The 24,663-nt window shown below is 67.6% G+C and carries 22 protein-coding genes and 1 pseudogene; 10 read left to right on the top strand and 13 right to left on the bottom strand.

The features are described from left to right. Window positions 1-2: 2 nt before the first annotated feature. Window positions 3-1,949 (bottom strand): bifunctional diguanylate cyclase/phosphodiesterase, encoded by a 1,947-nt coding sequence (locus EBN1_RS04990; RefSeq protein WP_011236820.1) that lies wholly within the window; start codon window positions 1,947-1,949, stop codon window positions 3-5. A 43-nt stretch (window positions 1,950-1,992) separates the two neighbouring features. Further along, window positions 1,993-2,619 (bottom strand): transglutaminase-like cysteine peptidase, encoded by a 627-nt coding sequence (locus EBN1_RS04985; RefSeq protein WP_241762809.1) that lies wholly within the window; start codon window positions 2,617-2,619, stop codon window positions 1,993-1,995. 293 nt (window positions 2,620-2,912) lie between these two features. Between EBN1_RS04985 and EBN1_RS04980 the strand changes: the two genes are divergently transcribed. Both EBN1_RS04980 and queF read left to right on the top strand, forming a co-directional pair. Further along, window positions 2,913-4,364 carry a TolC family outer membrane protein gene (locus EBN1_RS04980; RefSeq protein WP_011236818.1) on the top strand — a complete coding sequence of 484 codons (1,452 nt, stop codon included), beginning with the start codon at window positions 2,913-2,915 and terminating at the stop codon, window positions 4,362-4,364. Between the two features lie 158 nt (window positions 4,365-4,522). Next, the gene (gene queF / locus EBN1_RS04975) at window positions 4,523-5,374 is read left to right on the top strand and encodes an NADPH-dependent 7-cyano-7-deazaguanine reductase QueF (protein WP_011236817.1); all 852 of its coding nucleotides are present in this window, start codon (window positions 4,523-4,525) and stop codon (window positions 5,372-5,374) included. Window positions 5,375-5,419: 45 nt separating this feature from the next. Here the strand turns inward: queF and EBN1_RS04970 are convergent, their stop codons facing one another. Continuing rightward, the gene (locus EBN1_RS04970) at window positions 5,420-5,773 is read right to left on the bottom strand and encodes a hypothetical protein (RefSeq protein WP_011236816.1); all 354 of its coding nucleotides are present in this window, start codon (window positions 5,771-5,773) and stop codon (window positions 5,420-5,422) included. Window positions 5,774-6,178: 405 nt separating this feature from the next. On the opposite strand from EBN1_RS04970, the gene EBN1_RS04965 reads away from it, so the two are divergent. Beyond that, entirely contained in the window at window positions 6,179-6,487 is a 309-nt protein-coding gene (locus EBN1_RS04965; RefSeq protein WP_041645820.1) for a c-type cytochrome, read from the top strand. Window positions 6,488-6,640: 153 nt separating this feature from the next. Here the strand turns inward: EBN1_RS04965 and EBN1_RS04960 are convergent. Beyond that, a pseudogene (locus tag EBN1_RS04960) lies at window positions 6,641-6,814 on the bottom strand (EAL and HDOD domain-containing protein); the annotation flags it as partial. A 4-nt stretch (window positions 6,815-6,818) separates the two neighbouring features. Next, window positions 6,819-7,844: a CDP-6-deoxy-delta-3,4-glucoseen reductase gene (locus EBN1_RS04955; protein WP_011236813.1), complete on the bottom strand. Its 1,026-nt coding sequence runs from the start codon at window positions 7,842-7,844 to the stop codon at window positions 6,819-6,821. 21 nt (window positions 7,845-7,865) lie between these two features. Between EBN1_RS04955 and EBN1_RS04950 the strand changes: the two genes are divergently transcribed. From EBN1_RS04950 to EBN1_RS04940, 3 genes are all read left to right on the top strand, one after another. Further along, a complete protein-coding gene (locus EBN1_RS04950; protein ID WP_011236812.1) occupies window positions 7,866-8,753 on the top strand; it encodes an SDR family oxidoreductase in 888 nt (295 codons plus the stop codon). Further along, on the top strand, window positions 8,753-9,172 hold the full coding sequence (locus EBN1_RS04945; protein WP_011236811.1) for a CopD family protein: 420 nt from the start codon (window positions 8,753-8,755) through the stop codon (window positions 9,170-9,172). Before EBN1_RS04950 ends, EBN1_RS04945 begins: the two co-directional genes overlap by 1 nt. A gap of 105 nt (window positions 9,173-9,277) precedes the next feature. Next, window positions 9,278-10,438 carry a THUMP domain-containing class I SAM-dependent RNA methyltransferase gene (locus EBN1_RS04940; protein WP_011236810.1) on the top strand — a complete coding sequence of 387 codons (1,161 nt, stop codon included), beginning with the start codon at window positions 9,278-9,280 and terminating at the stop codon, window positions 10,436-10,438. A 55-nt stretch (window positions 10,439-10,493) separates the two neighbouring features. Here the strand turns inward: EBN1_RS04940 and EBN1_RS04935 are convergent, their stop codons facing one another. Continuing rightward, window positions 10,494-11,627, bottom strand: coding sequence for a PilT/PilU family type 4a pilus ATPase (locus tag EBN1_RS04935; RefSeq protein WP_011236809.1), 1,134 nt, complete (start codon window positions 11,625-11,627; stop codon window positions 10,494-10,496). 150 nt (window positions 11,628-11,777) lie between these two features. Beyond that, window positions 11,778-12,821, bottom strand: a complete 1,044-nt coding sequence (locus EBN1_RS04930; protein WP_011236808.1) for a type IV pilus twitching motility protein PilT — start codon at window positions 12,819-12,821, stop codon at window positions 11,778-11,780. 103 nt (window positions 12,822-12,924) lie between these two features. On the opposite strand from EBN1_RS04930, the gene EBN1_RS04925 reads away from it, so the two are divergent. Genes EBN1_RS04925 through EBN1_RS04910 form a run of 4 tightly spaced genes read left to right on the top strand, consistent with a single transcriptional unit; the run spans window position 12,925 to window position 15,331 of the window. Further along, a complete protein-coding gene (locus EBN1_RS04925; protein ID WP_011236807.1) occupies window positions 12,925-13,626 on the top strand; it encodes a YggS family pyridoxal phosphate-dependent enzyme in 702 nt (233 codons plus the stop codon). Between the two features lie 8 nt (window positions 13,627-13,634). Then, window positions 13,635-14,447 (top strand): pyrroline-5-carboxylate reductase, encoded by an 813-nt coding sequence (gene proC / locus EBN1_RS04920; RefSeq protein WP_041646940.1) that lies wholly within the window; start codon window positions 13,635-13,637, stop codon window positions 14,445-14,447. Window positions 14,448-14,453: 6 nt separating this feature from the next. Beyond that, window positions 14,454-15,032 (top strand): YggT family protein, encoded by a 579-nt coding sequence (locus EBN1_RS04915; RefSeq protein WP_011236805.1) that lies wholly within the window; start codon window positions 14,454-14,456, stop codon window positions 15,030-15,032. A gap of 5 nt (window positions 15,033-15,037) precedes the next feature. Beyond that, window positions 15,038-15,331, top strand: a complete 294-nt coding sequence (locus EBN1_RS04910) for a DUF167 domain-containing protein (RefSeq protein ID WP_011236804.1) — start codon at window positions 15,038-15,040, stop codon at window positions 15,329-15,331. Between the two features lie 88 nt (window positions 15,332-15,419). Here the strand turns inward: EBN1_RS04910 and EBN1_RS04905 are convergent, their stop codons facing one another. From EBN1_RS04905 to EBN1_RS04880, 6 genes are all read right to left on the bottom strand, one after another. Continuing rightward, window positions 15,420-16,697, bottom strand: a complete 1,278-nt coding sequence (locus EBN1_RS04905) for a dihydroorotase (protein WP_011236803.1) — start codon at window positions 16,695-16,697, stop codon at window positions 15,420-15,422. Beyond that, a complete protein-coding gene (locus EBN1_RS04900) occupies window positions 16,698-17,669 on the bottom strand; it encodes an aspartate carbamoyltransferase catalytic subunit (RefSeq protein ID WP_011236802.1) in 972 nt (323 codons plus the stop codon). Continuing rightward, window positions 17,662-18,162, bottom strand: a complete 501-nt coding sequence (gene pyrR / locus EBN1_RS04895) for a bifunctional pyr operon transcriptional regulator/uracil phosphoribosyltransferase PyrR (protein ID WP_011236801.1) — start codon at window positions 18,160-18,162, stop codon at window positions 17,662-17,664. Before pyrR ends, EBN1_RS04900 begins: the two co-directional genes overlap by 8 nt. Then, window positions 18,149-18,619, bottom strand: a complete 471-nt coding sequence (gene ruvX / locus EBN1_RS04890) for a Holliday junction resolvase RuvX (RefSeq protein ID WP_011236800.1) — start codon at window positions 18,617-18,619, stop codon at window positions 18,149-18,151. Before ruvX ends, pyrR begins: the two co-directional genes overlap by 14 nt. Next, complete coding sequence (locus tag EBN1_RS04885) at window positions 18,612-19,178, bottom strand: YqgE/AlgH family protein (RefSeq protein WP_011236799.1); 567 nt, start codon at window positions 19,176-19,178, stop codon at window positions 18,612-18,614. The genes ruvX and EBN1_RS04885 overlap by 8 nt, the downstream gene beginning before the upstream one ends. A 132-nt stretch (window positions 19,179-19,310) precedes the next feature. Next, window positions 19,311-24,659, bottom strand: a complete 5,349-nt coding sequence (locus EBN1_RS04880; RefSeq protein ID WP_011236798.1) for a hybrid sensor histidine kinase/response regulator — start codon at window positions 24,657-24,659, stop codon at window positions 19,311-19,313. Between the last annotated feature and the right edge of the window lie 4 nt (window positions 24,660-24,663).

Raw genomic sequence — 24,663 nt, 5'->3', positions numbered from 1 at the left:
GATCACGCAGCACCGGAAGCGGGGCTGGCCTGGAGATGCTGTGGCGCCTCGATTGCCGGCCCGGTCATGCCGTCGACGCCGAAGGCGGGCAGCGCGCGTTTCTCCGCTTCGGTGCCGACCCCTTCGGCGATCGTCAGCAGGCCGATCGAATGGGCGATCGTGCACAGGCTGCGCAGAAAGCCCTGGCTGCTGGCGTCGTCGTCGATGCCGCGAACGAGCGCCGCGTCGATCTTGATGTAGTCCAGGCCGAGCTCGTGCAGGTCGGCCAAGCGGGCGAAGCGCGGGCCGGCATGTTCGATGCCGAGTTTGCAGCCGAACGGCCGCAGCGCGAGGCAGAACGCGCGGAACTCGGGCTGGTCGAGCAGCGCGCCGTATTCCGGCACTTCGATCCAGAGTCGTTGCGCGGCTGCCGGATTGCCCTCTAGCAGACTGAACAGTTCGCTGCGGAAGCGCGCATCGGCGAGCGATTCGGCGGAAATGTTGATTCCCAGCGGTGTTGTGCTGTTGGCGATTTCGCGCATGGCGACGCGTGCGACGGCAGCATCGAAGCGGGCCACCAGGCCGAGGCGCGCAACCCATGGCATGAAATAACCTGCCGATTGCCAGGAGCCGTCGAGCATCAGGCGCATCGGCGCTTCGTAGTGAAGCAGCGTGCCGTCCGGGCCGAGCACCGGAAACCGTGCAAGGCGAACGTCGTGGCGGTCGAGCGACTCGGTGAGCGCGGTGCGCCATGCCTGAAGATCGGGAAAAGGCAGGGCGATGGGGCTCTCTTGGGCGATTTCGATTGCGCGTTCCCCTGCGCGTTCAGCCGCGGCCAGTGCGCCGTCCACGCGGGCCAGCAACGACGAGCGCGATTCCCCTGCCGCAAATGCGCCGGCAGCCAGCGGCAGGCGGATGCCACGCCCTTCCATGGTGATGTTGAGCGCCGTGTCCAGGCGCTGCGCAAGCTCGCCGGCGATCACTGCAGGATCCGGGCGGCCGGGTGCGAGCAGCGCGAAATCGCTGCCGCCGATGCGGCCCGTTTCCCAGTCCCCGTGGGGCGCGGCGAACGCGGCATACTCGTGGGCGATATCGTGCAGCAGGCGGTTTGTCGTATCTCGCCCGAGACGCTGGTTCAGCGCCGCAAGGTCTCCGAGGCGCCCGATCAACAAGGTGCCGGCGGAGCGCGCGTCGTCGCGCGCGAGCACGGAGTCGAGGCGGTTCATGAACTGGCCGCGGTTGAGGAGCCCCGTGATGTCGTCATGCTGCGTCTGGCGGCGCAACTGCTCGAGCCGCCGCGATTCATCGGCGAGCATCGTGCGCACCCGCTCGCTCAGCATGTTCATCGCCCGCACCAGGCGGCGAAACTCCATCGTTCCCGGCTCGACCGTCGTGACGAAGCGCCGCTCGCCGATCGCCTCCGCCTGCTCGACGACCCGCCCGAGCGGCCGCGTGATGTGCTTGATGATCAGCGTGCCGATAAGGCCGGTCAGCACAGCGCCGAGACCGAACCACAGCAGCAGTTGCTTTGTGCCGACCCACAGCGCGTCGTACGCATAACGCTTGTGGCTCTCGAGCGTGAGCGTACCGAACTGGTGCCAGCCGTCCTGCACCTGGGCGATGCCGGGCCGCGTGTCGATCGGAATCAGCCGCGTGAACCAGTCGGGCGTGCCGTTGCGGGGTCCCGCGAATTCGCGTTCGACCACGACGTCGCCGGACGGGTCGGTGAGACGGATCAGGCGGTAATGGCCGGCGTCGAACTGGGCGGCGACCTGCAGTTCGACGGTCACCGGATCTTTCGGCAGCTGCGACAGCGCCAGCGCCAGCGACGTGGCGTTGTCGAGATTCTTCACCTGTAGCTGCTGCTCGAGGTAATGCCGTGCCGAGAGCGTGCTGACGACCAGGCTGCCGCCGAGCGACAGGGACATCACGATCGCGATCGCGATCCACAGTTGCTTGATCAGGGACATGACTGCAAATCTCCGCGACGGGTCGGACTTGGACGATGGGCTGTCATTGCAGGCCCTCCTGCTGCATGCGCACGAGCACGCTGCGCCAGCGCGACAGGCGGGCGGTAGGATCCGCAGACGAGGCGGTCGCGCCGCCGATCCACAGACCCGCGCTGTTGAAGCTGAATATCGGATATAGGTCGGGGCGCCGCCCGGCCGGCCGCACCTCGCCGATCAGGTTGTCGAGGACGAGCGGCTCAGCCTCCGGCGAGGGGTAGAAGCCCACGACCATATGGGCCTGCGAAAGAGTGCTCTGCGCGCCGCCGATCTGCGCCCGGACATAGATCAGGCGCAGCTTGTCGGCCGGGATGCCGAGCAGCCGCAGGCTCATGTATTTCGCGATCGAGAAGTCCTCGCAGTCACCGGCTCCGCGGCCGAGCGTCTCGAGCGGAGTTGCCCAGTAGTCCGCCTCCTTCCAGACCGTCGCGTCGTCGTCGAAGCTGATGCGACGGTTGAAAAACGTATTCGTGCGCTGCAGCTTTTCCAGGTCGTCCAGCGGCAGCGCGTCGGCGATCATCTGACGCCATGCGCGCACCGATGCGCTGCCTGCCGCACCGAAACGTTCGCCGGCCAGGCGCTCCATGAGATCCGTGTCGCCGCTGGCGGTCGCGAGCCCGACGCCGATGAGCACGCACAGGCCGGCCAGCCGGATGAGCGCCGCGTTGCCCAGCCGGCATGGCCGAGAAAACATTCCGTGCGGAAGGAGGTGTGTCGGCATTGGACGGCAGGTGGTTCGCTCGTCACCATTATCGGGTATCGGCCGCAGGCCGCAGGGGTTGCGGCGCGCCTTATCTGACGGGAAGTGTTGCGTAGTTGGCGGAGCAGCCAAATTCAACCGCATATCATTTGATCACTCGGATTGAATCACCTGCGCCCTGCATTCGCAGGATTCGTGCAGAGACCACGCATCGTCAGGGAGACGACATGAAAAACTTGAGAACCGTGATCTGTGTTGCCGCCCTGGCTGCGCTGCCCCGATTCGCGGCGGCAGAAGTCCCCGAAGCCTTGCGTGATGCGGCGCGCAAGGCCGTGGTAGCCAATCCGGAAGTGCAGGCGGGGTGGCATGCATTCCGTGCTGCCATGGAAGAGCAGGGCGTTGCGCGCAGCGGCTACTTTCCCCAGATTGACCTGATTGCCGGCGCGGGTCGCGAAACGCTGAAACGTCCGGGCCAGCCGTCGGACGATTTCAACCATCGCCGCGCAAGCCTCTCGCTGAATCAGATGGTCTATGACGGCTTCCTGACGCGCAGCGAAGTGGCGCGGCTCGGCTACGCGAAGCTCACCCGGTATTACGAGCTGCGCGACGTCTCCGAGACCGCGGCGCTCGAAGCGCTGCGTGCGTACAGCGACGTGCTGCGCTACCGTGATCTGACGCGCCTCGCGCAGGAGAACTACGTCCAGCACAAGCAGATCCACGACCAGATCGCCGAACGCGCCGGCGCCGGTGTCGGCCGAAGAGTGGATCTCGAGCAGGCCGCCGGGCGCCTGGCGCTGGCCGAGTCGAACCTGCTCACCGAAGTCTCCAATCTCCACGACGTCAGCGCCCGCTACCTGCGCATCGTCGGTGAAGCGCCGCCCGCCCAGGCGCAGCGGTTTGCTCCCGATACGGTGGTCGGTGCGATTCCGCCGACCGCGCAAGACGCGCTGCGGGCCGCTTTCGTGACCAGCCCGTCGCTGAACGCCGCGGTCGAAAACGTTCGCGCCGGGCAGGCCCAGATCGAGTCGCGCCAGGCGGCGTTCCACCCGCGCCTCGATGTGCGGGCCCGCCAAGGCGTCGATCACAACTTCGAAGGCGTCGATGGACGTTCGCGCGATGGCGCAATCGAAGCGGTGCTGAGCTACAACCTGTCCCGCGGTGGCGCCGACCAGGCGCGGCTGCGCCAGGCGGCCGAAACGCTCGATCTGGCAAAGGACCTGCGCGAGAAAGCGTGCCGCGACCTGCGCCAGACGCTGTCGATCGCGTACAACGATGTGCGACGGCTCACCGAACAGCTCGTGTATCTCGACCAGCACCAGCTTTCGATCGAGAAGGCGCGCGAAGCCTATCGCCGGCAGTTCGACATCGGCCAGCGCACGCTGCTGGACCTGCTCGACACCGAGAACGAATACTTCGAGGCCCGGCGCGCCTACGTTAACGCTCAATACAACCGGATCATCGCCCAGGCGCGCACGCTGACCGGCATGGGGCAGTTGATGGGAGCCCTCGGTGTCGCGCGCGAGGATTTGCCGACGCCCGAAGAAATCGGCCAGGACCGTAGCGGCATCGATCCGCAGACGGTCTGTCCGCCGGAAGCGCCTGCGATCGTCGAGATCGACAAGGAAGCGTTGCTGTCCGAGGCGATCAGGGCCGTCGGCGGCACGCGCCCCGGCAACTGATCGGTTTCGACCGCGCGGGGACGCAGCTGCCGCCGGCGTTCCTGCCGCCGCAGCCAGCGCCTCGCCTGAAGGAGGGTCATCTTCGCGACGGTCCCCTATCGGGGCTCATCATCCGGGCACTGGTTCCGCCAGGAGCCGATTCCCTTACAATCGCCGGCATGAACCCTTCCGACACGCACGACCACGGCGCCGAGGCGTCGCCGTTGGGCCAGTCCGTCGTCTATCGCGACAGCTACGCCCCGGAGCTCCTGTTCCCGATTGCGCGGCAGATCAAGCGCGACGAACTGGGCCTCGCCCCCGACACGCTTCCGTTCGTTGGCGAGGACCTGTGGAACGCGTACGAACTGTCGTGGCTGAACTCGCGCGGCAAGCCGGTCGCCGCGATCGGCACGTTCCGCGTTCCCGTCACGTCACCGCGCCTGATCGAGTCGAAATCGCTGAAGCTCTACCTGAACTCTTTCAACCAGCATCGATTCGTCGATCCGACGCTCGTGCACGACACGCTGACGCGTGACCTGTCCACCGCCGCCGGCGCGCCGGTCGCGGTATCGATCGAGGTCCTGTCGCGTCGGCCGACGCGTGTTTTCGGCTACCCGCATGGTGTGTTGCTCGACGAGATCGACATCGAGATCGACACCTACCGGACCGACCCTGCTTTCCTGCAAAGCGACTTCAATGCCGACGAAGTCAGCGAGACGCTGTATTCGCATCTGCTGAAATCCAACTGTCTCGTCACCGGCCAGCCCGACTGGGGGACCATCGTCCTGCGCTACATCGGCCCGCCGATCGACCGCGCCGGGCTGCTGCGCTACATCGTTTCGTTCCGCAGCCACAACGAATTCCACGAGCAATGTGTCGAACGGATATTCTGTGATGTGCTGCGCCGCTGTGCGCCGCGGCATCTGGCGGTCTGGGCGCGCTACACGCGGCGCGGGGGGCTCGATATCAACCCTTTCCGTTCGACCGGCCACTTCACGCAATTCGACAATATCGCCGAGGTGCGCCAATGAACCAGGCCGCTTTCAGCGCCGCGCGATGCCGGATCGCGCCGAATGCTAATACAAGTCGGTGAAGCGCCCGAGCCACAGCCAGTCGACGCCGAGCAGCACGACGACGATCAGCGTCCAGCACGCGACGACGAAGCAGCCGGCGGCGAGAACGTCGGCGCCGATGTGGCACAGCGCACCTCCGGCGCTGTAGCACAGTCCGGTCAGGATCACCCATTTCATGATGAAGCCGGGCAGATACACCCGCATCGCGCGGTTGTGGCGGTAGTTCTGCTGGCGCTCGAGATGGCTGCCACGCGTGACGTCGCGAAAATACTGGAACGGCCACAGGAAACGGTAGGCGACCCGCCACAGCGGCTCGCCGGACCGGGAAAAATCTGATCGCTCGTCGCCAACACTCATGGGTCGCCCCCTTCGTCCCTGGCCGCAACCTGTCGGATGACGCGGCTCACTCGAGATCGCCACGTCGGCACGGTTCGGCCTGGCCACTGCCGATATCGCTGCCGGATGCACGTCTCGTCCGGCCTCACGAGTCTGCCTTATGCTGGGGAGCGTTCCACGGCTCGAACAGTTCCGGGAGGAGGAGAACATTCCCCGCGAGGGCGCTGCGCCGCATACGCTGCATCCCGGGGCAGGAAAGTCGACGTCAACGCAAACCGGGACTGAGGCGTTGATTGTTCGGGTTCGGGTAAAGCGCTGGCGAGACTTGAACCGAGATTGCGCAATAGTGTTGCGCCATAGTCAAATCCGGGTCGCTGGTTTAATATCCGGCCACCTTTCTACACCACTCCTGATGAGGAAAAGAGCATGAAACTGTTCGTTGCCGCTGCGGTTGCCGCGGGCCTGCTGTCCGCCGCTCCGGCGTTCGCCTCCGCTGAACTGGCCAAGGCCAAGAACTGCCTCGCCTGTCATGCGGTCGACAAGAAACTGGTCGGCCCTTCGTACCAGGACGTGGCAAAGAAATACGCCGGTCAGGCCGACGCGGTCGCCAAGCTGGCCGACAAGATCCAGAAAGGTGGTTCGGGCGTTTGGGGTCCGGTACCGATGCCGGCGAACCCGCAAGTCAGCGCCGACGAAGCCAAGCTGCTCGCTACCTGGGTGCTGTCGCAGAAGTAATCGGCACCGCATCGGAAGAGCCAGCCGCGTGCTGGCTTTTTTTTCGCCCGCTCGAGGCATTGCCGGCGGGCTCAGTTCAGCAACCTGGCCGCCGGCCTCGTCATCCACGCGAGGGTTTCATTCGGTGGAGTGGGGTGCGAATAGTAGAAACCCGAGTTTGCCGAGGCAGAGGAAAACAGGGTGATGCGTCGGCCACGTCTCGCCGAGTCCGTCGAGTATTTCCACCACGGTGGCGATATTCGGGCCATGGGCGATCAGGCGGTTCGCGGTGATCGCCCGGTTGCGGTTGACGACCGGTTCGCGCGTGAGGAAGGCGGTGTCGGCCATGGTTTCAGCGGCCCGCGCCGGAAGCGAAGGTGAAGGCGTCGGAGAAGAAAGCTTCTTCGCGCAGGTGACGCTCGGCAACGAGGTCCCGGCGCGCCGCGTCGATCATCGCCGGCGCGCCGCAGGCATAGACTTCATGGACGGAGAGATCGGGAAGGTCCTGCATCACGGCGTGGTGGACGAGGCCCGTCCGTCCGCTCCATGAGTCGTCGGGCCCCGACTCCGAGAGGACCGGAACGTACCGGAAGCCGGGCAGCGTCGATTCCCAGGAGCGGGCCAGGTCGTCCAGGTAAAGACCCGCGCGGTCGCGTGCGCCCCAGTACAACGTCATCGGCCGTCGTTCTCCGGTGCGGATCGCGTGCTCGACGATGCTCTTGATCGGCGCGAACCCGGTGCCGCCGACGATCAGCAGCGCCGCTCCGGTGGAGTCCTCGCGCAGGCCGAAGCTGCCGAGCGGGCCTTCGAAGCGCAGGATGTCGCGCTCTTTCATCGCGTTGAACACGTGTTCGGTGAACTGCCCGCCGGGAACGTGGCGGACGTGCAGTTCGAGGTGATCGGCATCGTCCGGCGCGTTGGCGATCGAGAAGCTGCGGCGACCGCCGCCGGCGAGGATGAAGTCGATGTACTGGCCGGCGTGGAAGCGGAAAGTTTCGCTGGCCGGCAGCTTCACGTCGACGATCATCACGTCCGGCGCGGCGCGGCGCAGGCGCTGCACGCGACACGGCAGTTTCCTGACCGGGATGTCGCTGGCGCGGCGCACGTTGCGCGCTTCGAGGACGAGGTCGCTGCGGGCGCGGGCGCGGCAGAACAGCGCGAGGCCGGCGGCGCGCTCCGCGTCGGGCAGGGCGCTCGCCGAAACCTCCCCGATGTCGACTTCGCCGCTGAGCACCCGGCCCTTGCATGCGCCGCATGCGCCGTCACGGCAGCCGTAGGGAAGCAGCAGTCCCGCAGCGAGCGCCGCCTCGAGAATGGTCTGGTCGTCGTCGGCGGTGAAGCGCTGTCCGCCAGGCTCGAGTGAAATCTGGAACGGCATCGGGCGTGAGATAATTAGAATATGAAGAGAATATTGATCGTCGGCAGCGGTGACGTTGCCATGCGGGCGATTCCGTGGCTGGCGAAACGCTTCCGCGTGTATGCCGTGACGCGCAGCCCTGCCGCGTGCGCCGCGCTCCGCTCCCGTGGCGCGATCCCGTTGCTCGCGGATCTCGACGACCGGCGCAGCCTCGCACGACTGGCCGGGATCGCCGACGTGGTCCTGCATTTCGCCCCGCCTCCCGCACACGGCATCCAGGACCCGCGTACGGCTTGGCTGCTGGCAGCGCTGGCGCAGCGGCCGAGTCTACCACAGCGGGTCATATACATTAGTACGACGGGCGTCTATGGCGATTGCGGCGGCGCGTGGGTCGGTGAGGCGAGCCGCTGCATGCCGCGGACCGATCGGGCGCGGCGCCGGGTCGACGCCGAACGCCGCCTGAGGCGTTTCGGCCGCCGCTGCGCAGTCGCTGTCAGCATCCTGCGCGCGCCGGGCATTTATGCTGCCGAGCGCCTGCCGCTCGCGCGTCTGCAGCGCGGCGAGCCGGTGCTGCTGGCCGCGCAGGACGTGCATACCAACCACATTCATGCCGATGACCTCGCGCAGCTCGCCTGTCTCGCGATCTTTCGCGGGCGACCGGGGCGGGTGTATAACGCCGTCGATGACACAAGCATGAAGATGGGAGACTATTTCGACTTCGCCGCGGATTTTTTTGGCGTTCCGCGGCCGCCGCGCATGAGCCGGGCCGACATCGCCGCGGCACTCTCGCCGATGGCGCTGTCGTTCATGTCGGAGTCGCGTCGCTTGTCGAACGAACGCATCCGGCGTGAATTGCGCGCCCGCCTGAAATATCCGACCGTGCGCGAAGGGTTCGCCGCGGCACGCAAGACTCGCGGAGGAAACATTTGATGCTGGTGGTCAAGGCGCTGCACATCACGTTCGTCGTCAGTTGGTTCGCGGGGCTGTTCTATCTGCCGCGCCTGTTCGTGAACCATGCGATGGTCGAGGATGCAGCGACGCGCGAGCGCCTCGCGCTGATGGAGCACAAGCTTTACCGGTTCATGACGCCGCTCGGCATCCTCGCGGTCGTGCTCGGCTTCTGGCTGTGGTTCGGCTTCGGCGACCGTTTCGGCAACGCCGGCTGGCTGCACGCCAAGACGCTGCTGGTGGTTTTCCTGATCGCCTACCACCTCTACTGCGGCAGGCTGATGCGCGATTTCGCTGCCGGGCGCAACACCCGCAGCCATGTCTGGTTCAGAGTGTTCAATGAAATACCCGTGCTGGTGCTGTTCGCGGTCGTCTTTCTCGCGGTGTTGAAGCCATTCTGACGTACCCTGCCGGCGGCGAGACGGCTTGCGCCGTTTTGCCGCCGCGCCTCTCCGAGGCGCCGCCTCCGTTTCGATTCTCCTTCCTTTTCCGATCGTGGCCCCGATATGTCAGAATCCTTTTTTTCCCCCTGTCCGCGCGGCCTCGAGCCGACGCTCGCCGAGGAACTCGCGACGCTCGGCGCCACGTCGATCGCACCGACGCATGGCGGAGTCGGTTTTTCCGGCGACTGGCGCGTGTGTTACCGCGCCAACCTCGAGAGCCGGCTCGCGACCCGCGTCATGTGGCGGCTCGCCGAAGGCCGCTACCAGAGCGAGGAGGATATCTATCGCCTCGCCTACGGCGTGACCTGGGCGAAGTGGTTCACCGTCGACGACACGATCCGCATCCATGTCACGGCGAAGCAGTCGCCGCTGCGCAGCCTCGAATTCATCACGCTGCGCATCAAGGATGCGGTGTGCGATCACTTCCGCACCGTGACCGGCAAGCGCCCGAGCGTCGATACCGCGAACCCCGCGATCCGCATCCACGCGTTCCTGACGCGCGACCGCGTCACGCTGTACCTCGATACCTCCGGCGAGCCGCTGTACAAGCGCGGCTTCAAGCCGGCTGCCGTCGAAGCGCCGCTGAAGGAAAACCTTGCCGCCGGCATTCTGCGGCTGTCAGGGTGGCAGCCGGGCGAGGCGCTGCTCGATCCGATGTGTGGCAGCGGCACTTTCCTGATCGAGGCGGCGCAGATCGCGCTGGATATCGCGCCCGGCCTCGGTCGCGGTTTCGCGTTCGAGCGCTTCCGCCACCTCGATCGCGCAGCGTGGGCGAGCATCCGGCAGGCAGCCGAGGCACGTCGCCAGCCGCCGCGGCAGCTGAAGATATACGGCTCGGACATCGTCGGCGAGCAGGTGCGGCGCGCGCGCGTCAATCTGCAGTCGGCAGGGCTCGGCGACTGCGTCGTCTTGGACCGCGCCGATTTCCTCAAGCTTGAACCGCCCGCCGAATCGGGCGTGCTGGTGACCAATCCGCCCTATGGTGTGCGCATCGGCGAGGCGGAAGAGCTGGCGGCGCTGTATCCGCAGTTCGGCGACGCGTTGAAGCAACGCTGGAGCGGCTGGCGCTGCTATTTCCTCACCGCCGACCCGGCGCTGCCCAAGCTGATCGGGCTCAAGGCGAGCAAGCGCACACCGCTCTTCAACGGCGCGCTCGAATGCCGGCTGTTCGAATACCGGATGGTCGCCGGCAGCATGCGGCGCAAGCCGGCCGGCGGCGAGTAGGGCGTTCGGCGATTAGGGCGATGCCTCCGGCCAGGGAGCGCGCCGCCGCGAAAGTTCACACGATCCCGAGGTGCTGGATGCCGGACACCAGGTCCTTGTCGCCGTGTTTGCTGTGGAGCTTGATCTGCAGGCGCAGGTCGTTGACCGAGTCGGCGTTGCGCAGCGCGTCCTCGTAGCTGATGCGCTCTTCCTCGTAGAGGTCGAACAGGCTCTGGTCGAACGTCTGCATGCCGAGCTCGCGCGAGCGCTTCATGACTTCCTTGAGCCCCGGCACTTCGCCCTTGAAGATCAGGTCGGCGATCAGCGGCGAATTCAGCAGCACTTCGACCGCCGGCACGCGGCCCTTGCGCTCCTTGAGCGGCAGCAGCCGCTGCGAGATCAGCGCGCGCAGGTTCAGCGACAGGTCCATCAGGAGCTGCGGACGGCGGTCTTCGGGAAAGAAGTTGATGATGCGGTCGATCGCCTGGTTCGCGCTGTTCGCATGCAGCGTCGCGAGGCACAGGTGGCCGGTTTCGGCGAACGCGATCGCGTAGTCCATCGTCTCGCGATCGCGGATTTCGCCCATCAGGATCACGTCGGGTGCCTGGCGCAGCGTGTTCTTCAGCGCCGCTTCCCAGTTGTCGGTGTCGATGCCGATCTCGCGCTGCGTGACGATGCAGTTCTTGTGCTGATGCACGTATTCGATCGGATCCTCGACAGTGATGATGTGGCCGTACGAGTGTTCGTTGCGGAAGTCGACCATCGCTGCGAGCGACGTCGTCTTGCCGGTGCCGGTGCCGCCGACGAAAATCACCAGCCCACGCTTGGCCATCGCGATGTCGCGCAGCACCGCCGGCATGCCGAGCTCGTCGAAGTCCGGGATCGTCTGCGCGATCGTGCGCAGCACGAGGCCCACTTTGCCTTGCTGAATGAACGCGTTGGCGCGGAAGCGCCCGACGCCCGGCGGCGAGATCGCGAAGTTGCATTCCTTCGTCGACTCGAACTCGGCCGCCTGGCGGTCGTTCATGATCGCGCGCGCGAGCTCGGTCGTGTGCTGCGCCGTCAGCGTCTGGTTCGATTGCGGCGTGACGCGCCCGTCCACCTTGATTGCTGGCGGAAAGCCCGCGGTGATGAAGAGGTCCGAGCCATTTTTCTGCACCATCAGCCGCAGCAGGTCGTGCATGAACTTCAGGGCCTGATCGCGTTCCATTGCTGCGCTCCCGCGGAAAGTGTCCGCTGTGAATGGCGGGTCGCCCGATCGTCGCCGCCAATCGGGGTGAAACAGGTGGGCTGCGGCGCGCCGCGAATCCGGCCGGAATTATCCGACGAAATCCGCCCGGCGGAATTCACCCGGTGAAAATCAGCCGGCGAAATTGTCCTTGTTCTGCGCGCGCAGCCTGGCTTCGCCGACCGACACGACGTTGCGCCGCACGAGGTCGGCGAGGTTCTGGTCGAGCGTCTGCATGCCCACCGCCTGGCCGGTCTGGATCGCCGAGTACATCTGCGCGATCTTGTTCTCGCGGATCAGGTTGCGGATCGCCGGAGTGCCGATCATGATCTCGTGCGCCGCGACGCGGCCCTGGCCGTCCTTGGTCTTCAGGAGCGTCTGCGAGATCACCGCGCGCAGCGACTCCGACAGCATCGCGCGCACCATGTCCTTCTCGGCGGCCGGAAAGACGTCGACGATCCGGTCGACGGTCTTCGCCGCCGACGAAGTGTGCAGCGTGCCGAACACGAGGTGGCCGGTCTCGGCGCCGGTCAGCGCGAGGCGGATCGTCTCGAGGTCGCGCAGCTCGCCGACGAGGATCACGTCCGGGTCTTCGCGCAGCGCCGAGCGCAGCGCGTTGTTGAACGACAGCGTGTCGCGGGCGACTTCGCGCTGGTTGATCAGGCAGCGTTTCGATTCATGGACGAATTCGATCGGATCCTCGATCGTCAGGATGTGGCCGTAGTCGTTCTCATTGACGTAATCGACCATCGCGGCGAGGGTCGTCGACTTGCCCGAGCCGGTCGGGCCGGTGACCAATACGATGCCGCGCGGCTGGTTCGCGATCTCCTTGAAGATCTTCGGCGCGTCCAGTTCCTCGAGGCTCAGCACTTTCGTCGGAATCGTCCGGAACACCGCCGAGGCGCCGCGGTTCTGGTTGAACGCATTGACGCGGAAGCGCGCGAGGTTCGGCACCGCGAACGAGAAGTCGCATTCGAGCACTTCCTCGAACTGCTTGCGCTGGCCGTCGTTCATGATGTCATACACCATCGAGTGCACGTCCTTGTGCTCCATCGGCGGCAGGTTGATGCGCCGTACGTCGCCATGCACCCGGATCATCGGCGGCAGTCCGGATGACAGATGCAGGTCGGATGCCTTGTTCTTGACCGCGAAGGCAAGCAGTTCGGTGATGTCCATGGGATTGTCGCTCGAGGTTGACCGGGGGGATTGCGGGGCGCGGGGCGTCCCGGTCGCGATGCTATACTCGCTCGCCTGATCCACGGCCGAAATCCGCCGCTATATGACATCAATCTCCGCGAACTTGCAAGCCGTGCGCCGGCGTGTCGCGGCTGCGGCCCGGGCGTCGGGACGCACGCCGGAGGACGTCGCGCTGATCGCCGTCAGCAAGACGCAGCCGGCGCAATCCGTGGCTGAGGCTGCGCACGCCGGCCAGCGGCTGTTCGGCGAAAACTACGTCCGGGAAGGTGTGGCGAAAGCGGCCGAGCTGCACGCGCGGCAACTCGAGTGGCATTTCATCGGGCCGCTGCAGAGCAACAAGACACGCCCCGTCGCGACGCATTTCCACTGGGTCCACTCGGTCGACCGGCTCAAGCTCGCCGAACGGCTGTCGGAACAGCGCGGCGACGAGCTGCCGCCGCTGAACGTCTGCATCCAGGTGAATGTCGGCGGCGAGGCAAGCAAGAGCGGCGTCGCGCCCGGCGAAGTGCCGGCGCTCGCGGCGGCGGTCGCGAAGCTGCCGCGCCTGGCGCTGCGCGGCCTGATGTGCATTCCCGAGGCCGGGGGCGACGAAGCGCTGTTGCGCGCGCGCTTCGCGACGTTGAGGCAGCTGCGCGATCGCCTGAACGACGCGGGGCTTGCGCTCGACACGCTGTCGATGGGCATGTCGGACGACCTGGAACTCGCGATCGCCGAAGGGGCGACGATGGTGCGCGTGGGCACTGCAATTTTCGGCGCACGGAGCGTGCGCGAGGAGCAAGCATGACGGAACGCATGAAGATCAGTTTCCTCGGCGGCGGCAACATGGCGACCGCCCTGATCGGCGGCCTCGCCGAGCGCGGCTTTGCGAGCGCGGACATCCAGGCGGTCGACCTGCAGGCCGACAGCCGCGCGCGGCTCGCGGAGCGCTTCGGCATCCGCACGGCCCCGGCCGTCGATGACGAGGTGCTCGCATGCGACGTCGTCGTGCTGGCGGTCAAGCCGCAACAGATGAAGGCCGCCGTCGCGCCGCTGACCGGGCGCCTGGCGCGCCAGGTGGTCGTCAGCATCGCCGCCGGCCTGCGGCTCGCCGACGTCGGCCGCTGGCTCGGCGGCTACCATCGGCTGGTGCGCGCGATGCCGAACACGCCTGCGTTGATCGGCGCAGGCATCACCGGCCTGTATGCCGATCCGTCGGTCGATGCCGCCGGGCGCGAGTCGGCCGAGCGCATTCTCGGTGCCGTCGGCAGCACGGTGTGGATCGCGGACGAGGCGCAGATGGACGCGGTGACGGCCGTCTCCGGCAGCGGCCCGGCTTACGTTTTCCATTTCATCGAGGCGCTCGAAGCGGCGGCCGTCTCGCTCGGCTTCGATGCGGCAACCGCGCGGCAGCTGGCGCTCGATACCGTGCTCGGCGCGGCGAAGCTCGCCGCCGGCGCCGACGAGGCCCCCGCAGTGTTGCGCGAGCGCGTGACGTCGAAAGGCGGCACGACCGAGGCCGCGCTCGCGAGCATGGCGTCGTCGGGCGTGTTCGACGCGATCGTGCGCGCAGTGCACGCCGCGAACGTGCGCGGCCGCGAGCTCGGCGAACAGCTCGGAAAGGATTGAGTCGTCATGCTCGGCAACGTGCTCCTCCTGATCCTCAACACCGCGGCGGGCTTCCTGACGCTGATGCTGCTCGCCCGCTTTTTCATGCAGTGGCAGCGGGTGTCGTTCCGCAACCAGATCGGCCAGTTCGTCGTCGCGACGACCGACTGGGTCGTCCGCCCGCTGCGCCGCGTGATTCCCGGCCTGATGGGGATCGACTTCGCGAGCCTCGTGCCGGCGTGGGTGCTGCAGACGCTGATGGTGTTCGTCGAGCTGTGGGTGAGGGGAGTGCCGCTCGACGGCAGCGTCGCCGGCCTGCTGCTCGGCGTCTGGGGGCTCGGCCTGCTGGAGCTGTTGCGCATGGCGATCTACCTGGTCATCGCCGTGGTGCTGATGTCGGCCGTGCTGTCGTGGGTCAGCCCGCACGCCCCGGCAGCATCGGTCTTCCACAATCTGTCGGCGCCGTTCCTGCGGCCGTTCCGCCGCGTGATCCCGCCGATCGCGAACGTCGACCTGTCGCCGCTGGTGCTGCTGCTGGTGCTGCAGATCGTGCTGATGATCGTCAGCGGGCTGCGCGGCAACTTTGCGGCGCTGCTGGTGGGCTGACGGACATGGACTGGCTGCGTGAAGCTGCGGACGGCAGCCTCGTCCTGTCGCTGCATGTCCAGCCCGGCGCGAAGAAGACGGAATTCGTCGGTCCGCACGGCGAAGCGATGAAGCTGCGCCTCGCGGCACCGCCTGTCGATGGCAAGGCGAATGCCGCGCTGACGGTTTTTCTCGCCGCTTTCTGCGGTGTCGGCCGTTCAGCAGTGAGCCTTCTCAGTGGCGAAACCTCGCGCGCGAAACGCGTGCGGATCGAAGGGGCGGGCAGCGAAGCCCTCGCCCGCCTGCGCGCGCTCGGCTAGGTCGTTCGTTGCGAGGCGGCGGGCGCTGCGGATCGGCATCCCGCCCGATCGCGCCGGTCCCCGCCGCGCCCCTCCAACAGGTCGAGGTTCAGCTCGGCTCGTGCATCACCTGGCCTTCGACCAGCGTGTAATGCACCCGTCCCGGCAGTTCCAGCCCGAGGAAAGGCGTGTTCTTGCCCTGGCTGCGGAGCGTGTCGCGGCGCACGGTCGTGTGCGCGGCCGGATCGAACAGGCACAGGTCGGCCCGCGCGCCCGCGCCGAGATGGCCGGCTTTCGTGATGCCGACGATGCGTGCGGCATCCGAAGTGACGCGGGCGAGCGCCTGACCCAGCGGCAGCCCCGTTTCCTGCGCCCACTTCAGCGTCAGCGGCAGCAGCAGTTCGAGGCCGGTCGCACCGGCCTCGGATTCGCTGAACGGCGTGAGCTTGCCGTTGTCGTCGACCGGCGTATGGTCGGAGCACAGCGCATCGATGCTGCCGTCGGCAAGCCCCTGTCGCAAGGCGTCGCGGTCGCGCTGGCTGCGCAGTGGCGGCACGAGGTGGCAGTTGCTGTTGAAGTAGCCGATGTCCATCTCGGACAGGTGCAGGTGGTTGATCGACACGTCGCAGGTGACGTCGAGCCCGTCAGCGCGCGCCTGCCGGATCAGCGCGAGCCCTTCGGCGCTCGACAGCCGCGTCACGTGCAGGCGCGCGCCGGTCGCGCGGGCGAGCTGGATGTGGGCATACAGCGCGATCGTTTCCGCAGCGGTCGGGATGCCCGGCAGACCGAGGCGGGTCGCGACTTCACCGTCGTGCGCGAAACCGCGCGACAGGAAAGGCGCGAGTGGCTGCAGCCAGACGCGGAAGCCGAACGTCGCGGCGTACTGCATCGCCCGCAACAGCACTGCGCTGTCGACGACCGGGACGTTGGCCTGGCCGAACGCGACGCAGCCGGCTTCGACGAGCTCGGCCATCTCCGACAGGCGCTCGCCGTTGAGCCCGATCGTCAGTGCGCCGACCGGATAGACGTGCGCGCGGTTCAGCTTCTTCGCGCGGTAGCACAGCATCTCGACGAGGCCGGGTTCGTCGAGCACCGGATCGGTGTCGGGCGGAATCGCGAGGCTCGTGACGCCGCCCGCCATCGCCGCGTCCATTTCGGATTCGAGCGTGGCGCGGTATTCGAAGCCCGGCTCGCGCAGCCGCGCGGCCAGATCGATCAGGCCGGGGGCGACGACGAGCCCGGTCGCGTCGATCGTGCGTTCCGCAGCGAAGCCCTCGGGTACGCGCCCGTGAGCGACGATCTTGCCGTCCGCGAGATACATGTCGCGCGTGTCGTCGAGTCCATTGGCCGGGTCGATGACGCGGCCATTGGCGATGCGAATCTTCATTTACTTGCTCCCCTGCTGACCGGCCAGCATGCTCATGACTGCCATGCGCACCGCGATGCCGAACGTGACCTGCGGCAAGATCACCGCCTGCGCCCCGTCGGCGACCGAGGAATCGATCTCGACGCCGCGGTTCATCGGCCCGGGATGCATCACGATCGCGTCGGGCTTCGCCAGCGCGAGCTTCTCGGCAGTCAGGCCCCACACCTTGTAGAACTCCTGCGGCGTCGGCAGCAGCGCGCCGTTCATGCGCTCGTTCTGCAGCCGCAGCATCATCACGACGTCGACGCCGCGCAGGCCTTCGCGGATGTCGTGGAAGACGCGCACGCCGAGCCGCTCGACGTCGGTCGGCAGCAGCGTCTTCGGGCCGATGACGCGCACTTCGGGCACGCCGAGCGTCGTCAGCGCACCGATCTGCGAACGGGCGACGCGCGAATGCAGCACGTCGCCGACAATCGCTATGGTGAGGTTCGTGAAGTCGCGCTTGAAGTGCCGGATCGTGTACATGTCGAGCAGCCCTTGCGTCGGGTGCGCATGGCGCCCGTCGCCGGCATTGACGACGTGGATGTGGTCGCGCCCGGTCGCGAACAGGTGCTGCGCGATCAGGAACGGCGCGCCGCTCGCGGCGTGGCGCACGACGAACATGTCGGCCTGCATCGCGGACAGGTTGTCGACGGTGTCGAGCAGGCTCTCGCCTTTCGCCGCCGAGGACGTCGATACGTTGAGGTTGACGACGTCCGCCGACAGGCGCTTCGCGGCGATCTCGAAAGTCGTTCGCGTGCGCGTCGAGTTCTCGAAGAACAGGTTGAAGATGCTCTTGCCGCGCAACAGCGGCAGTTTCTTGACTTCGCGTTCGGCCACTTCGGTGAAGGGCGCGGCGGTGTCGAGGATCGCCGTCAGGATGCTGCGGGGCAGGCCGTCGATCGTCAGGAGGTGCTGCAGTTCGCCGTGTTTGTTGAGCTGCGGGTTACGCATCGATCAGCCTCAGCGTGAGTTTGCCCGTCGCGCCGGCCTCGAGCTGCAGGCTCCGGTTCGCGGGCAGGGGTTCGGGCAGGGTGAGCGCGCAGTAGCGCGGCGCGATCGGCAGCTCACGGCCGCCGCGGTCGATGAGCACCGCGAGGTCGACGCGCGCCGGGCGGCCGAAGTCGAACAGCTCGTTGATCGCCGCGCGTGTCGTGCGCCCGGTGTAGAGGACGTCGTCGACGATGATCACGTCGGCGCCTTCGACCGTGAACGGGATCTCGGTGCGCTTGGGCTGCGGGTGCAGGCCTTTCGAGCCGAAGTCGTCGCGGTAGAACGATACGTCGATCGAACCCGGCGGCTGGCTCAGGCCGAGCGCGCGGTGCAGGCGCTCGGCGAGCCACACGCCGCCGGTGTGGATCCCCACCAGCGCGGTCGCCGGTGAGACGTGCGGGCGCATCTGCTCGACCAGCGTCTTGCAGAGCGCCTCGGCATCAAGGCTTTGCATGTCCATGAGTGTCCAGGAAGTGTTGCAGGATGATCTGTGCCGCGACTGCGTCGAGGACTTGCTTGCGGGCGCGCCAGTCGTGCGTCCCCGCTTCGGCCAGGGCGGCGTCCGCCGCGGCCGAGGACAGCCGCTCGTCGCATTCGAGTACCGGCAGGCCGAACCGGCCGTGCAGCTGGTTCGCGAAACGTCGGCAGCGGGCGGTCATTTCGTGCGGTGTGCCGTCGAGATGGCTCGGCATGCCGACCACCAGTCCGACCGGCCGCCATTCGTCGAGGAGCTTTGCGATCGCCGCGAAGCGCGGCGCGCTGGCTTCGCCATGGAGAGTCAGCAGGGCGCTGGCGCGGCGGGTTTCGAGCTCGCCGACGGCAACGCCGATGCGCGCGAGACCGAAGTCGAAGGCGAGCAGGGTACCGCGGGCGGGCAGGGCGGCGGGCGCTGGTCCCGGCGCCTCAGGCATGCCCCGCGGACTCGCTCAGGTTCGCGAAGTCGATGCCGAGCATTTGCATCGCCGCGGCGAGGCGCTCCTCGGGCGGGAGTCCGAAAACGATGGCGAGATCGGCCGGCACGGTCAGCCAGCTGTTGTCGGCGATCTCCTGCTCGAGCTGGCCGGCGGTCCAGCCCGCGTAGCCGAGCGTTACCAGCACTTCAGGCGGCTCGCCGCTGCTGCCGACCGCCTGCAGGATGTCGCGCGAACTCGTCAGCCCGACTTCGTCGTTCACGACGAGCGTCGAATGCCATTCGCCGGCCGGACGATGCAGCACGAAGCCGCGATCGGTCTGCACCGGGCCGCCGAAATAGACCGGCTGCCCGGCGAGCCCGTCCGCTTCGAGCGGCACGTCGATGCGTTCGAACAGTGCCGCGAGCGTCATGTCGATCGGCCGATTGACGATGATCCCCAGCGCCCCCTGCTCGTTGTGCTCAGCGATGTAGGTGAGGCTGCGCACGAAATTCGGATCGGCCATGTTCGGCATGGCGATCAGGAAATGGTGCGTGAGATTCGAAGTGATTGCGCTCATGGCTGCATTTTAGCTCGTCGTGGCGAGGATGCGCAGGAATGCGGCGGAAGGGATTTTTCGCCGCAGCGTCCTCGTGGCGACTCCCGTGTAGCAACTCACGCTCCCAGGCCGCCGTTTTCTCCGCACGGGTCGTCAGGCCGACACGGCGGCTCGCCCAGTGTGGCTGCGCAGCAGTCCGAGCAGCTCGTTCTCGTCGTACGGCTTGCCGAGATAGTGGTTCGCGCCGAGGCGTCCGGCGTACTCGCGGTGTTTGTCGGCGAGCCGCGACGTGATCATGATCACCGGCACGTCGCGTGTGCGCTCGTGGGCGCGGATGTTGCGCAGCAGGTCGAAGCCGTCCATGCGCGGCATCTCGATGTCCGACAGGATCGCGTCCGGCACCGCTTCGAGCAGCCGCTCCAGTGCCTCGACGCCGTCCTTGGCCACGACGACCCGGTAGCCTTCGCGTTCCAGCAGGCGGCCGGTGATCTTGCGCACGGTGAGCGAATCGTCGACGACCATCACGGTGGGAGCGCGGACCGGCACCACCTCGAACGGCTCCAGCGGTTCCGGCGCTTTGCCGCCGGCGTTCGCGGTGCTGGTGGCGGCTTCGGCGACGCGGCGGCTCGCGAGGGCGACGGGGTTCAGGATCAGCACGATCTCGCCGTCGCCGAGCACTGTCGCGCCGGAAATGCCGACGATGCGTGCCAGCTGCGGGCCGGCGTTCTTGACGACGATCTCCTGGTTGCCGCGCAGCGCATCGACATGCAGCGCGAGCGTCTGCGCGCCGACGCGCAGCAGCAGGACCCAGTTGAAGCGCTGCTCGGGCGGCTGGGTGAAGCGCTCGCCGAGCAGCTGCGGAAGATAGCGGTACGCGAAGTGCCGGTCCTGCCACTCGGTGCCGCCTTCGCGGCGCAGCGCGTCGAGCGGCTCGACCTTGAGTTCGAGCACTTGCACAATCATGCTCGACGGGATCGCGTAAGTCCGGCTGCCGGCGCGGACCAGCAACGCCTGCGTGACCGCGAGCGTGAGTGGCAGATGGATGCGGAACTCGGTGCCGCGGCCGACTTCGGCATGGACGTCGATGCGACCGCCCGCTGCCGCGGTCTCGGACTTCACGACGTCCATGCCGACGCCACGGCCGGCGAGCGGCGACACGCTGTCGGCAGTCGAAAACCCCGGGATGAAAATCAGGTTCGTCAGGCGCCACTCGTCGGCCGCCTCGTCGGCGCCGAGCAGGCCGGTCGCGCGCGCTCGTGCGGCGATGCGCCCGTAGTCGAGGCCGCCGCCGTCATCGGCGAGCGTGATCGCGATTTCGTTGCCTTCCTGGCTCACGCTCAGTGTGATCTGGCCGATTTCGCCTTTGCCGGCAGCGCGCCGCGCGTCGGGATGTTCGATGCCGTGCGCGACGGCGTTGCGCAGCAGGTGCTCGAGCGGCGCGACCAGATGTTCGAGCACGCTGCGGTCGATCTCGATGCGCCCGCCGCGCAAGTCGAGGTCAGCGCGCTTGCCCAGTTCCTTTGCGCTCTGGCGCACGACCCGGTAGAGCCGGTCGGCGAGGCTGTCGAACGGCACCATCCTCACCTGCATCAGCGCCTGCTGCAGGTCGCGCGACAGGCGTGCCTGGCTGTTGAGCGCCAGCTCCGCGCCGTCGAGGTTGCGCAGCAGGCTCTGCTGGACGGTCGTCACGTCGCCGACGCTCTCGGCCATCATCCGCGTGAGTTCCTGCAGCCGCGTGTAGCGGTCCATCTCGAGCGGGTCGAACTCGCCGTCGTGAGCGTCGCTGCGCGCGAGGCGGGACTGCATCTGCACGTCGGCCTGGAGCTCGACTTCGCGTAGCTGGTTGCGCAGGCGGATGACGTTTTCGGTCAGGTCGAGCAGCGAGCGGCGCAGTGTGCGCAACTCGCCGGTGACGCGCGTGCGGGTGATGCCGATTTCGCCCGCCTGGTTGACGAAGCGATCGACCGCATCTGCGCGCACGCGCAAGGTCGCGGCAGCGCTCGCCCCTTCCGGCTCGGCTGGCGTTGCCGGCGCCGCGTTGTCCGGTGCAGGCGCCGGTTGTGCAGAGTCGCCGCCGGCGATCGCGTCGATCATCTGTTCGGCCTGATCGAGCCCGGCAGTCAGTTCGTCGATCAGCCCGCTGGCCGGCTCCTGTCCGCCGTCGAGCGCCGCCACGAGCTGCGACTCGAGGTGGTGGACGTGCTGTCCGAGCGTCATCGCGCCGGCCATGCGCGCGCTGCCTTTCAGCGTGTGCAGCAGTCGTGCCGTGGCTTGCGCGGCATCGACCGCGGCGTCGGTGCCCCACTGGCGCAGCGCCGCGTGCAGCTCGCCGAGCAGCTCCGCGGCTTCGTCGAGAAAAACCGGCAGCAGCTGCGCGTCGAGTTCGTCCTGGACCGGAGCGCCCGGCCGGGACGGCACGATCCCGGGCTCGACTGGCCGCACGGCGATGATGTTGTCGTGGCTTGCGTCACCCCGGACGCCCGGCGCCGCCTCGATTCCGGTTTCCAGCGGTGTCTCGTGGCCGACGCCGTCGAGCTGCTCGACGAGCTCCGGCACTGCGAGCGGCATGCGGTGCGCGACGACTTCGGCAAGCATCGCGTCGAGCGTGTCGTTCGCGGACTTCAGCAGCGCGGTCTGTTCGGCCGTGGGCGCCTGGGCGGTGTCGCGCAGGCGCTCGAGCGCGTGCTCGAGTCCGCGTGCGAGCTCGTGCAGCGGCATCAGCCGCGTGGTGCCCGAGATGCCGGCCAGCGTATGGGCAGCGCGAAGCGCTTCCTCCGCCGGTATCAGCGTCGGATTGGCGTCCAGTCGCGCGAGCTCGGCGTGCAGGACGGTGAGGTGCTGACGCGCTTCGCCAATGTAGAGGTCATAGAGCGGCTGGCTGATTTCCGCCGCGCCGATGTGGACGACTTCCCGCTCCGCAGCCGGAGGCAGTGCGGCCGGGTTGCGGGTCTCGGACGCCTCGGCAGCAGCTTCGAACGACGCGTCCGGCGCAAGGTCGGACACCTCCGGTTCGAACGGCAACAAGATCGTTTCGGGATCGCTTGCGGGAAGGTCGCCGAAATCGAAGACCGAGCTCTCGATTTCGAGGCCGGCGAGGAGGTCGTCGTCGTCGAAAGACGTGAACGGTGCGAAGGCGTCGGCGGTGGCCTCGTCGAGCGGCGCGCAGGCGGGAAGCGCTTCGGATTCGGCGGAACCCCCGGGGAACAGCGGCGGCGGTTCGTTTTCCGGCAGGGTGATTTCAGCCGGTGACTCGGTGATCGCCGGTCGCTCGGAGATCGCCTGCGGCTCGGAGATCGCCTGCGGCTCGGAGATCGCCTGCGGCTCGGAGATCGCTTGGGGCTCGGCAGGTGGCGAAGCTTCGATCGCGCTCTCGTCGCTGCGCAGCCGCTGCGCCTCGGCGACCAGTGCCGTGACATCCCGCGCCTGGATCCGGCCGGCTTCGAGATCGTGCACCCATTCCAGCAACGTCGCGCGGGCCGCGTCGATCAGCCGATGAAGAGCCCCTGACGCCGTCCACTCGAGCTGCAGCCAGCGGTTCAGCGTCTGTTCGATTTCCCACGCAGTCTCGCCGAGGTCGTGCAGGCCGACCATGCGGCCGCTGCCCTTGAGCGTGTGGAAACCGCGGCGGATCGCGACGAGATGCTCGGGCACGTCGGCATCGCGGCACGACAGGTCGAGGCGTTCGCCGATCGTCGCCAGGACTTCGTGGGCTTCCTCGATGAAGATCGCGAGCAGTTCGGCATCGAGTTCGGCGGCCGCGGCGGCGGGCGGTGCCGGAGGCGGTTCTGCTGCCTGCGTGGCGGACGCAGAGGCCGGGACCGGCGTGTCTTCGACGTCCTGCGGATCGAGGAAGCGTTCGAGTTGCGCGGGGCCGTGCTGCAGGGCTTCGATGTAAAAACCCAGCGCCGACAGTCGCCGCGCGAGTCGTTCGTGTTCGCCGTGATCGAGGCTTTGCCCGGCGTCTGCAAGGCGGGCGATCGTGTCGGCAGCGGTGTCGACGAGGGCGACGGCCGGCGCATCGCCGACCAGCGCGAGCGCGCCGCCGATCTGCCTGAGCGGCTTTGCGAGGCTCGCCAGCGGCGCGCGTTTCTGCTCGTTGCGGAAAAAGTCGTCGAGAACCTGCTCGACCTGTGCAAGGCTCGACAGGATTTCACGCGAAAGCTGCCCGAGCGCGTCGCGCTCTTGCGCGCGCCGTGCCGTCTCGACCGCCGGCGAACGCTCGACAGCGGCGACCGGCTCGCCTCGCGCGAGCGCTTCCAGACGCGCCACTGTGGCATCGACGTGCGCGGAAAATCCCGCCGCGGGAGCGCCGCGTTCGAGCCCCGCTTCGCACAGCAGCAGCGCGGTCGCGATTTCCAGCGCAATCGCGTCGTTGCAGTGCAGCGGGTCTTTGCGCAGCCATGCGATGAACTCGACGATGCCACGAAGCAGCCGGTCGAGCGCCGGCCGGCCGAGCCGGGAGGCTTGTGCGGCGAGCTCGGCGAGATGCGCGTCGAAGCGCGGCAGCTCCACTGCCTGGCCTTCCGCGAAGCCGTCCCAGGCCTGTTTCGCCGCGCTCATCAGCCCCTGCAGGGTCTTCAGCAGCGCCGCGAGCGGAGCTGCGCTGACTGTCGCGCCGGGTTGCGGAAGCAGCGCGTCGAGTTGCCAGGTCGCACGCACGTCCTTCTGGTGGTCGGTGCGTGCCGGCGCCTGGCTGGTCCAGTACAGCAGCTCGCGCACCAGGCGGTCGGGGACGACGACGGGGATGTCGGACAGGCGCTTGAGCTGGGCATCGAGCTGCGAGCACAGGCGCTTGATTTCCGGCCGTGCCGGCAGGTCCTGATGGATCAGCGTTTCGAGAAAAGCCTGTGCGGCATACCACAGCACACCGACCGGCGTGCCGGTATGCAGCGCTTCGATCTCGCTGACCGCTGCGAGCATCGTGTGCGGACCAGCGGCATCCGCAGGGGTGCGCAACCATTGCAGCAGGCCACGCTGGAACAGCGCACGGTGGGCGCGCAGCTGTTGCTGGCGGACGTCCTCGTTCAATCCGGCCGGCGCCGTGCCGCGCCGCGCAGGACGCAGCGAGAGATCGGGGAAAAACAGTTCCGCGGGTGACAGCGGCCCGCCACTCCGCGCGGCGCCGATTTCCTCGTACAGCGACAGGAGGCGCAGCGGCTGGTCCGGTGTGCCGTGCACGAGCTCTTCGAGATAGTTGCCGATCGTCGCCAGCGCACGGCGCGCAAGCTCCACCGTTGCAGCGTCGATCGGCCGCTCGGCGCGCGCGAGCACGCCCAGCAGCTGGTCGAGCGAAGACGCGAACTGGCTCAGCCCGTCGAGGCCGACGATCGACAGCGCGCCGCATGCCTGGTGGAGATGAGTCTGTGCAAACTGGACGCAGGCGGCGGCCGCCGAGGCGCCGAGCGCTTGCTCGAGGGATTCGTCGGCACGCGCGAGCGCGTGGTCGATTTCGGTCTTGACCCACGCCAGCGGGCCGAGATCCAGGGCGTCAGGGTGGCTCATGGGC

This window comes from Aromatoleum aromaticum EbN1, from assembly GCF_000025965.1.
GTDB lineage: Bacteria > Pseudomonadota > Gammaproteobacteria > Burkholderiales > Rhodocyclaceae > Aromatoleum > Aromatoleum aromaticum.
Note: the sequence above shows the minus strand (reverse complement) of the source record. Positions and strands in the feature narration are given on the sequence as shown.

What these genes read in the sequence shown, in the direction of transcription:
- pyrR (WP_011236801.1), bottom strand. Translation starts at nt 18,162, where the DNA reads ATGCAAAGCCTTGATGCCGAGGCGCTCTGCAAGACGCTGGTCGAGCAG.
- EBN1_RS04925 (WP_011236807.1), top strand. Translation starts at nt 12,925, where the DNA reads ATGACATCAATCTCCGCGAACTTGCAAGCCGTGCGCCGGCGTGTCGCG.
- EBN1_RS04970 (WP_011236816.1), bottom strand. Translation starts at nt 5,773, where the DNA reads ATGAGTGTTGGCGACGAGCGATCAGATTTTTCCCGGTCCGGCGAGCCG.
- EBN1_RS04965 (WP_041645820.1), top strand. Translation starts at nt 6,179, where the DNA reads ATGAAACTGTTCGTTGCCGCTGCGGTTGCCGCGGGCCTGCTGTCCGCC.
- EBN1_RS04950 (WP_011236812.1), top strand. Translation starts at nt 7,866, where the DNA reads ATGAAGAGAATATTGATCGTCGGCAGCGGTGACGTTGCCATGCGGGCG.
- EBN1_RS04990 (WP_011236820.1), bottom strand. Translation starts at nt 1,949, where the DNA reads ATGTCCCTGATCAAGCAACTGTGGATCGCGATCGCGATCGTGATGTCC.
- EBN1_RS04935 (WP_011236809.1), bottom strand. Translation starts at nt 11,627, where the DNA reads ATGGAACGCGATCAGGCCCTGAAGTTCATGCACGACCTGCTGCGGCTG.
- EBN1_RS04940 (WP_011236810.1), top strand. Translation starts at nt 9,278, where the DNA reads ATGTCAGAATCCTTTTTTTCCCCCTGTCCGCGCGGCCTCGAGCCGACG.
- proC (WP_041646940.1), top strand. Translation starts at nt 13,635, where the DNA reads ATGAAGATCAGTTTCCTCGGCGGCGGCAACATGGCGACCGCCCTGATC.
- EBN1_RS04910 (WP_011236804.1), top strand. Translation starts at nt 15,038, where the DNA reads ATGGACTGGCTGCGTGAAGCTGCGGACGGCAGCCTCGTCCTGTCGCTG.
- EBN1_RS04915 (WP_011236805.1), top strand. Translation starts at nt 14,454, where the DNA reads ATGCTCGGCAACGTGCTCCTCCTGATCCTCAACACCGCGGCGGGCTTC.
- EBN1_RS04880 (WP_011236798.1), bottom strand. Translation starts at nt 24,659, where the DNA reads ATGAGCCACCCTGACGCCCTGGATCTCGGCCCGCTGGCGTGGGTCAAG.
- EBN1_RS04905 (WP_011236803.1), bottom strand. Translation starts at nt 16,697, where the DNA reads ATGAAGATTCGCATCGCCAATGGCCGCGTCATCGACCCGGCCAATGGA.
- EBN1_RS04885 (WP_011236799.1), bottom strand. Translation starts at nt 19,178, where the DNA reads ATGAGCGCAATCACTTCGAATCTCACGCACCATTTCCTGATCGCCATG.
- EBN1_RS04930 (WP_011236808.1), bottom strand. Translation starts at nt 12,821, where the DNA reads ATGGACATCACCGAACTGCTTGCCTTCGCGGTCAAGAACAAGGCATCC.
- ruvX (WP_011236800.1), bottom strand. Translation starts at nt 18,619, where the DNA reads ATGCCTGAGGCGCCGGGACCAGCGCCCGCCGCCCTGCCCGCCCGCGGT.
- EBN1_RS04980 (WP_011236818.1), top strand. Translation starts at nt 2,913, where the DNA reads ATGAAAAACTTGAGAACCGTGATCTGTGTTGCCGCCCTGGCTGCGCTG.
- EBN1_RS04900 (WP_011236802.1), bottom strand. Translation starts at nt 17,669, where the DNA reads ATGCGTAACCCGCAGCTCAACAAACACGGCGAACTGCAGCACCTCCTG.
- EBN1_RS04955 (WP_011236813.1), bottom strand. Translation starts at nt 7,844, where the DNA reads ATGCCGTTCCAGATTTCACTCGAGCCTGGCGGACAGCGCTTCACCGCC.
- EBN1_RS04945 (WP_011236811.1), top strand. Translation starts at nt 8,753, where the DNA reads ATGCTGGTGGTCAAGGCGCTGCACATCACGTTCGTCGTCAGTTGGTTC.
- queF (WP_011236817.1), top strand. Translation starts at nt 4,523, where the DNA reads ATGAACCCTTCCGACACGCACGACCACGGCGCCGAGGCGTCGCCGTTG.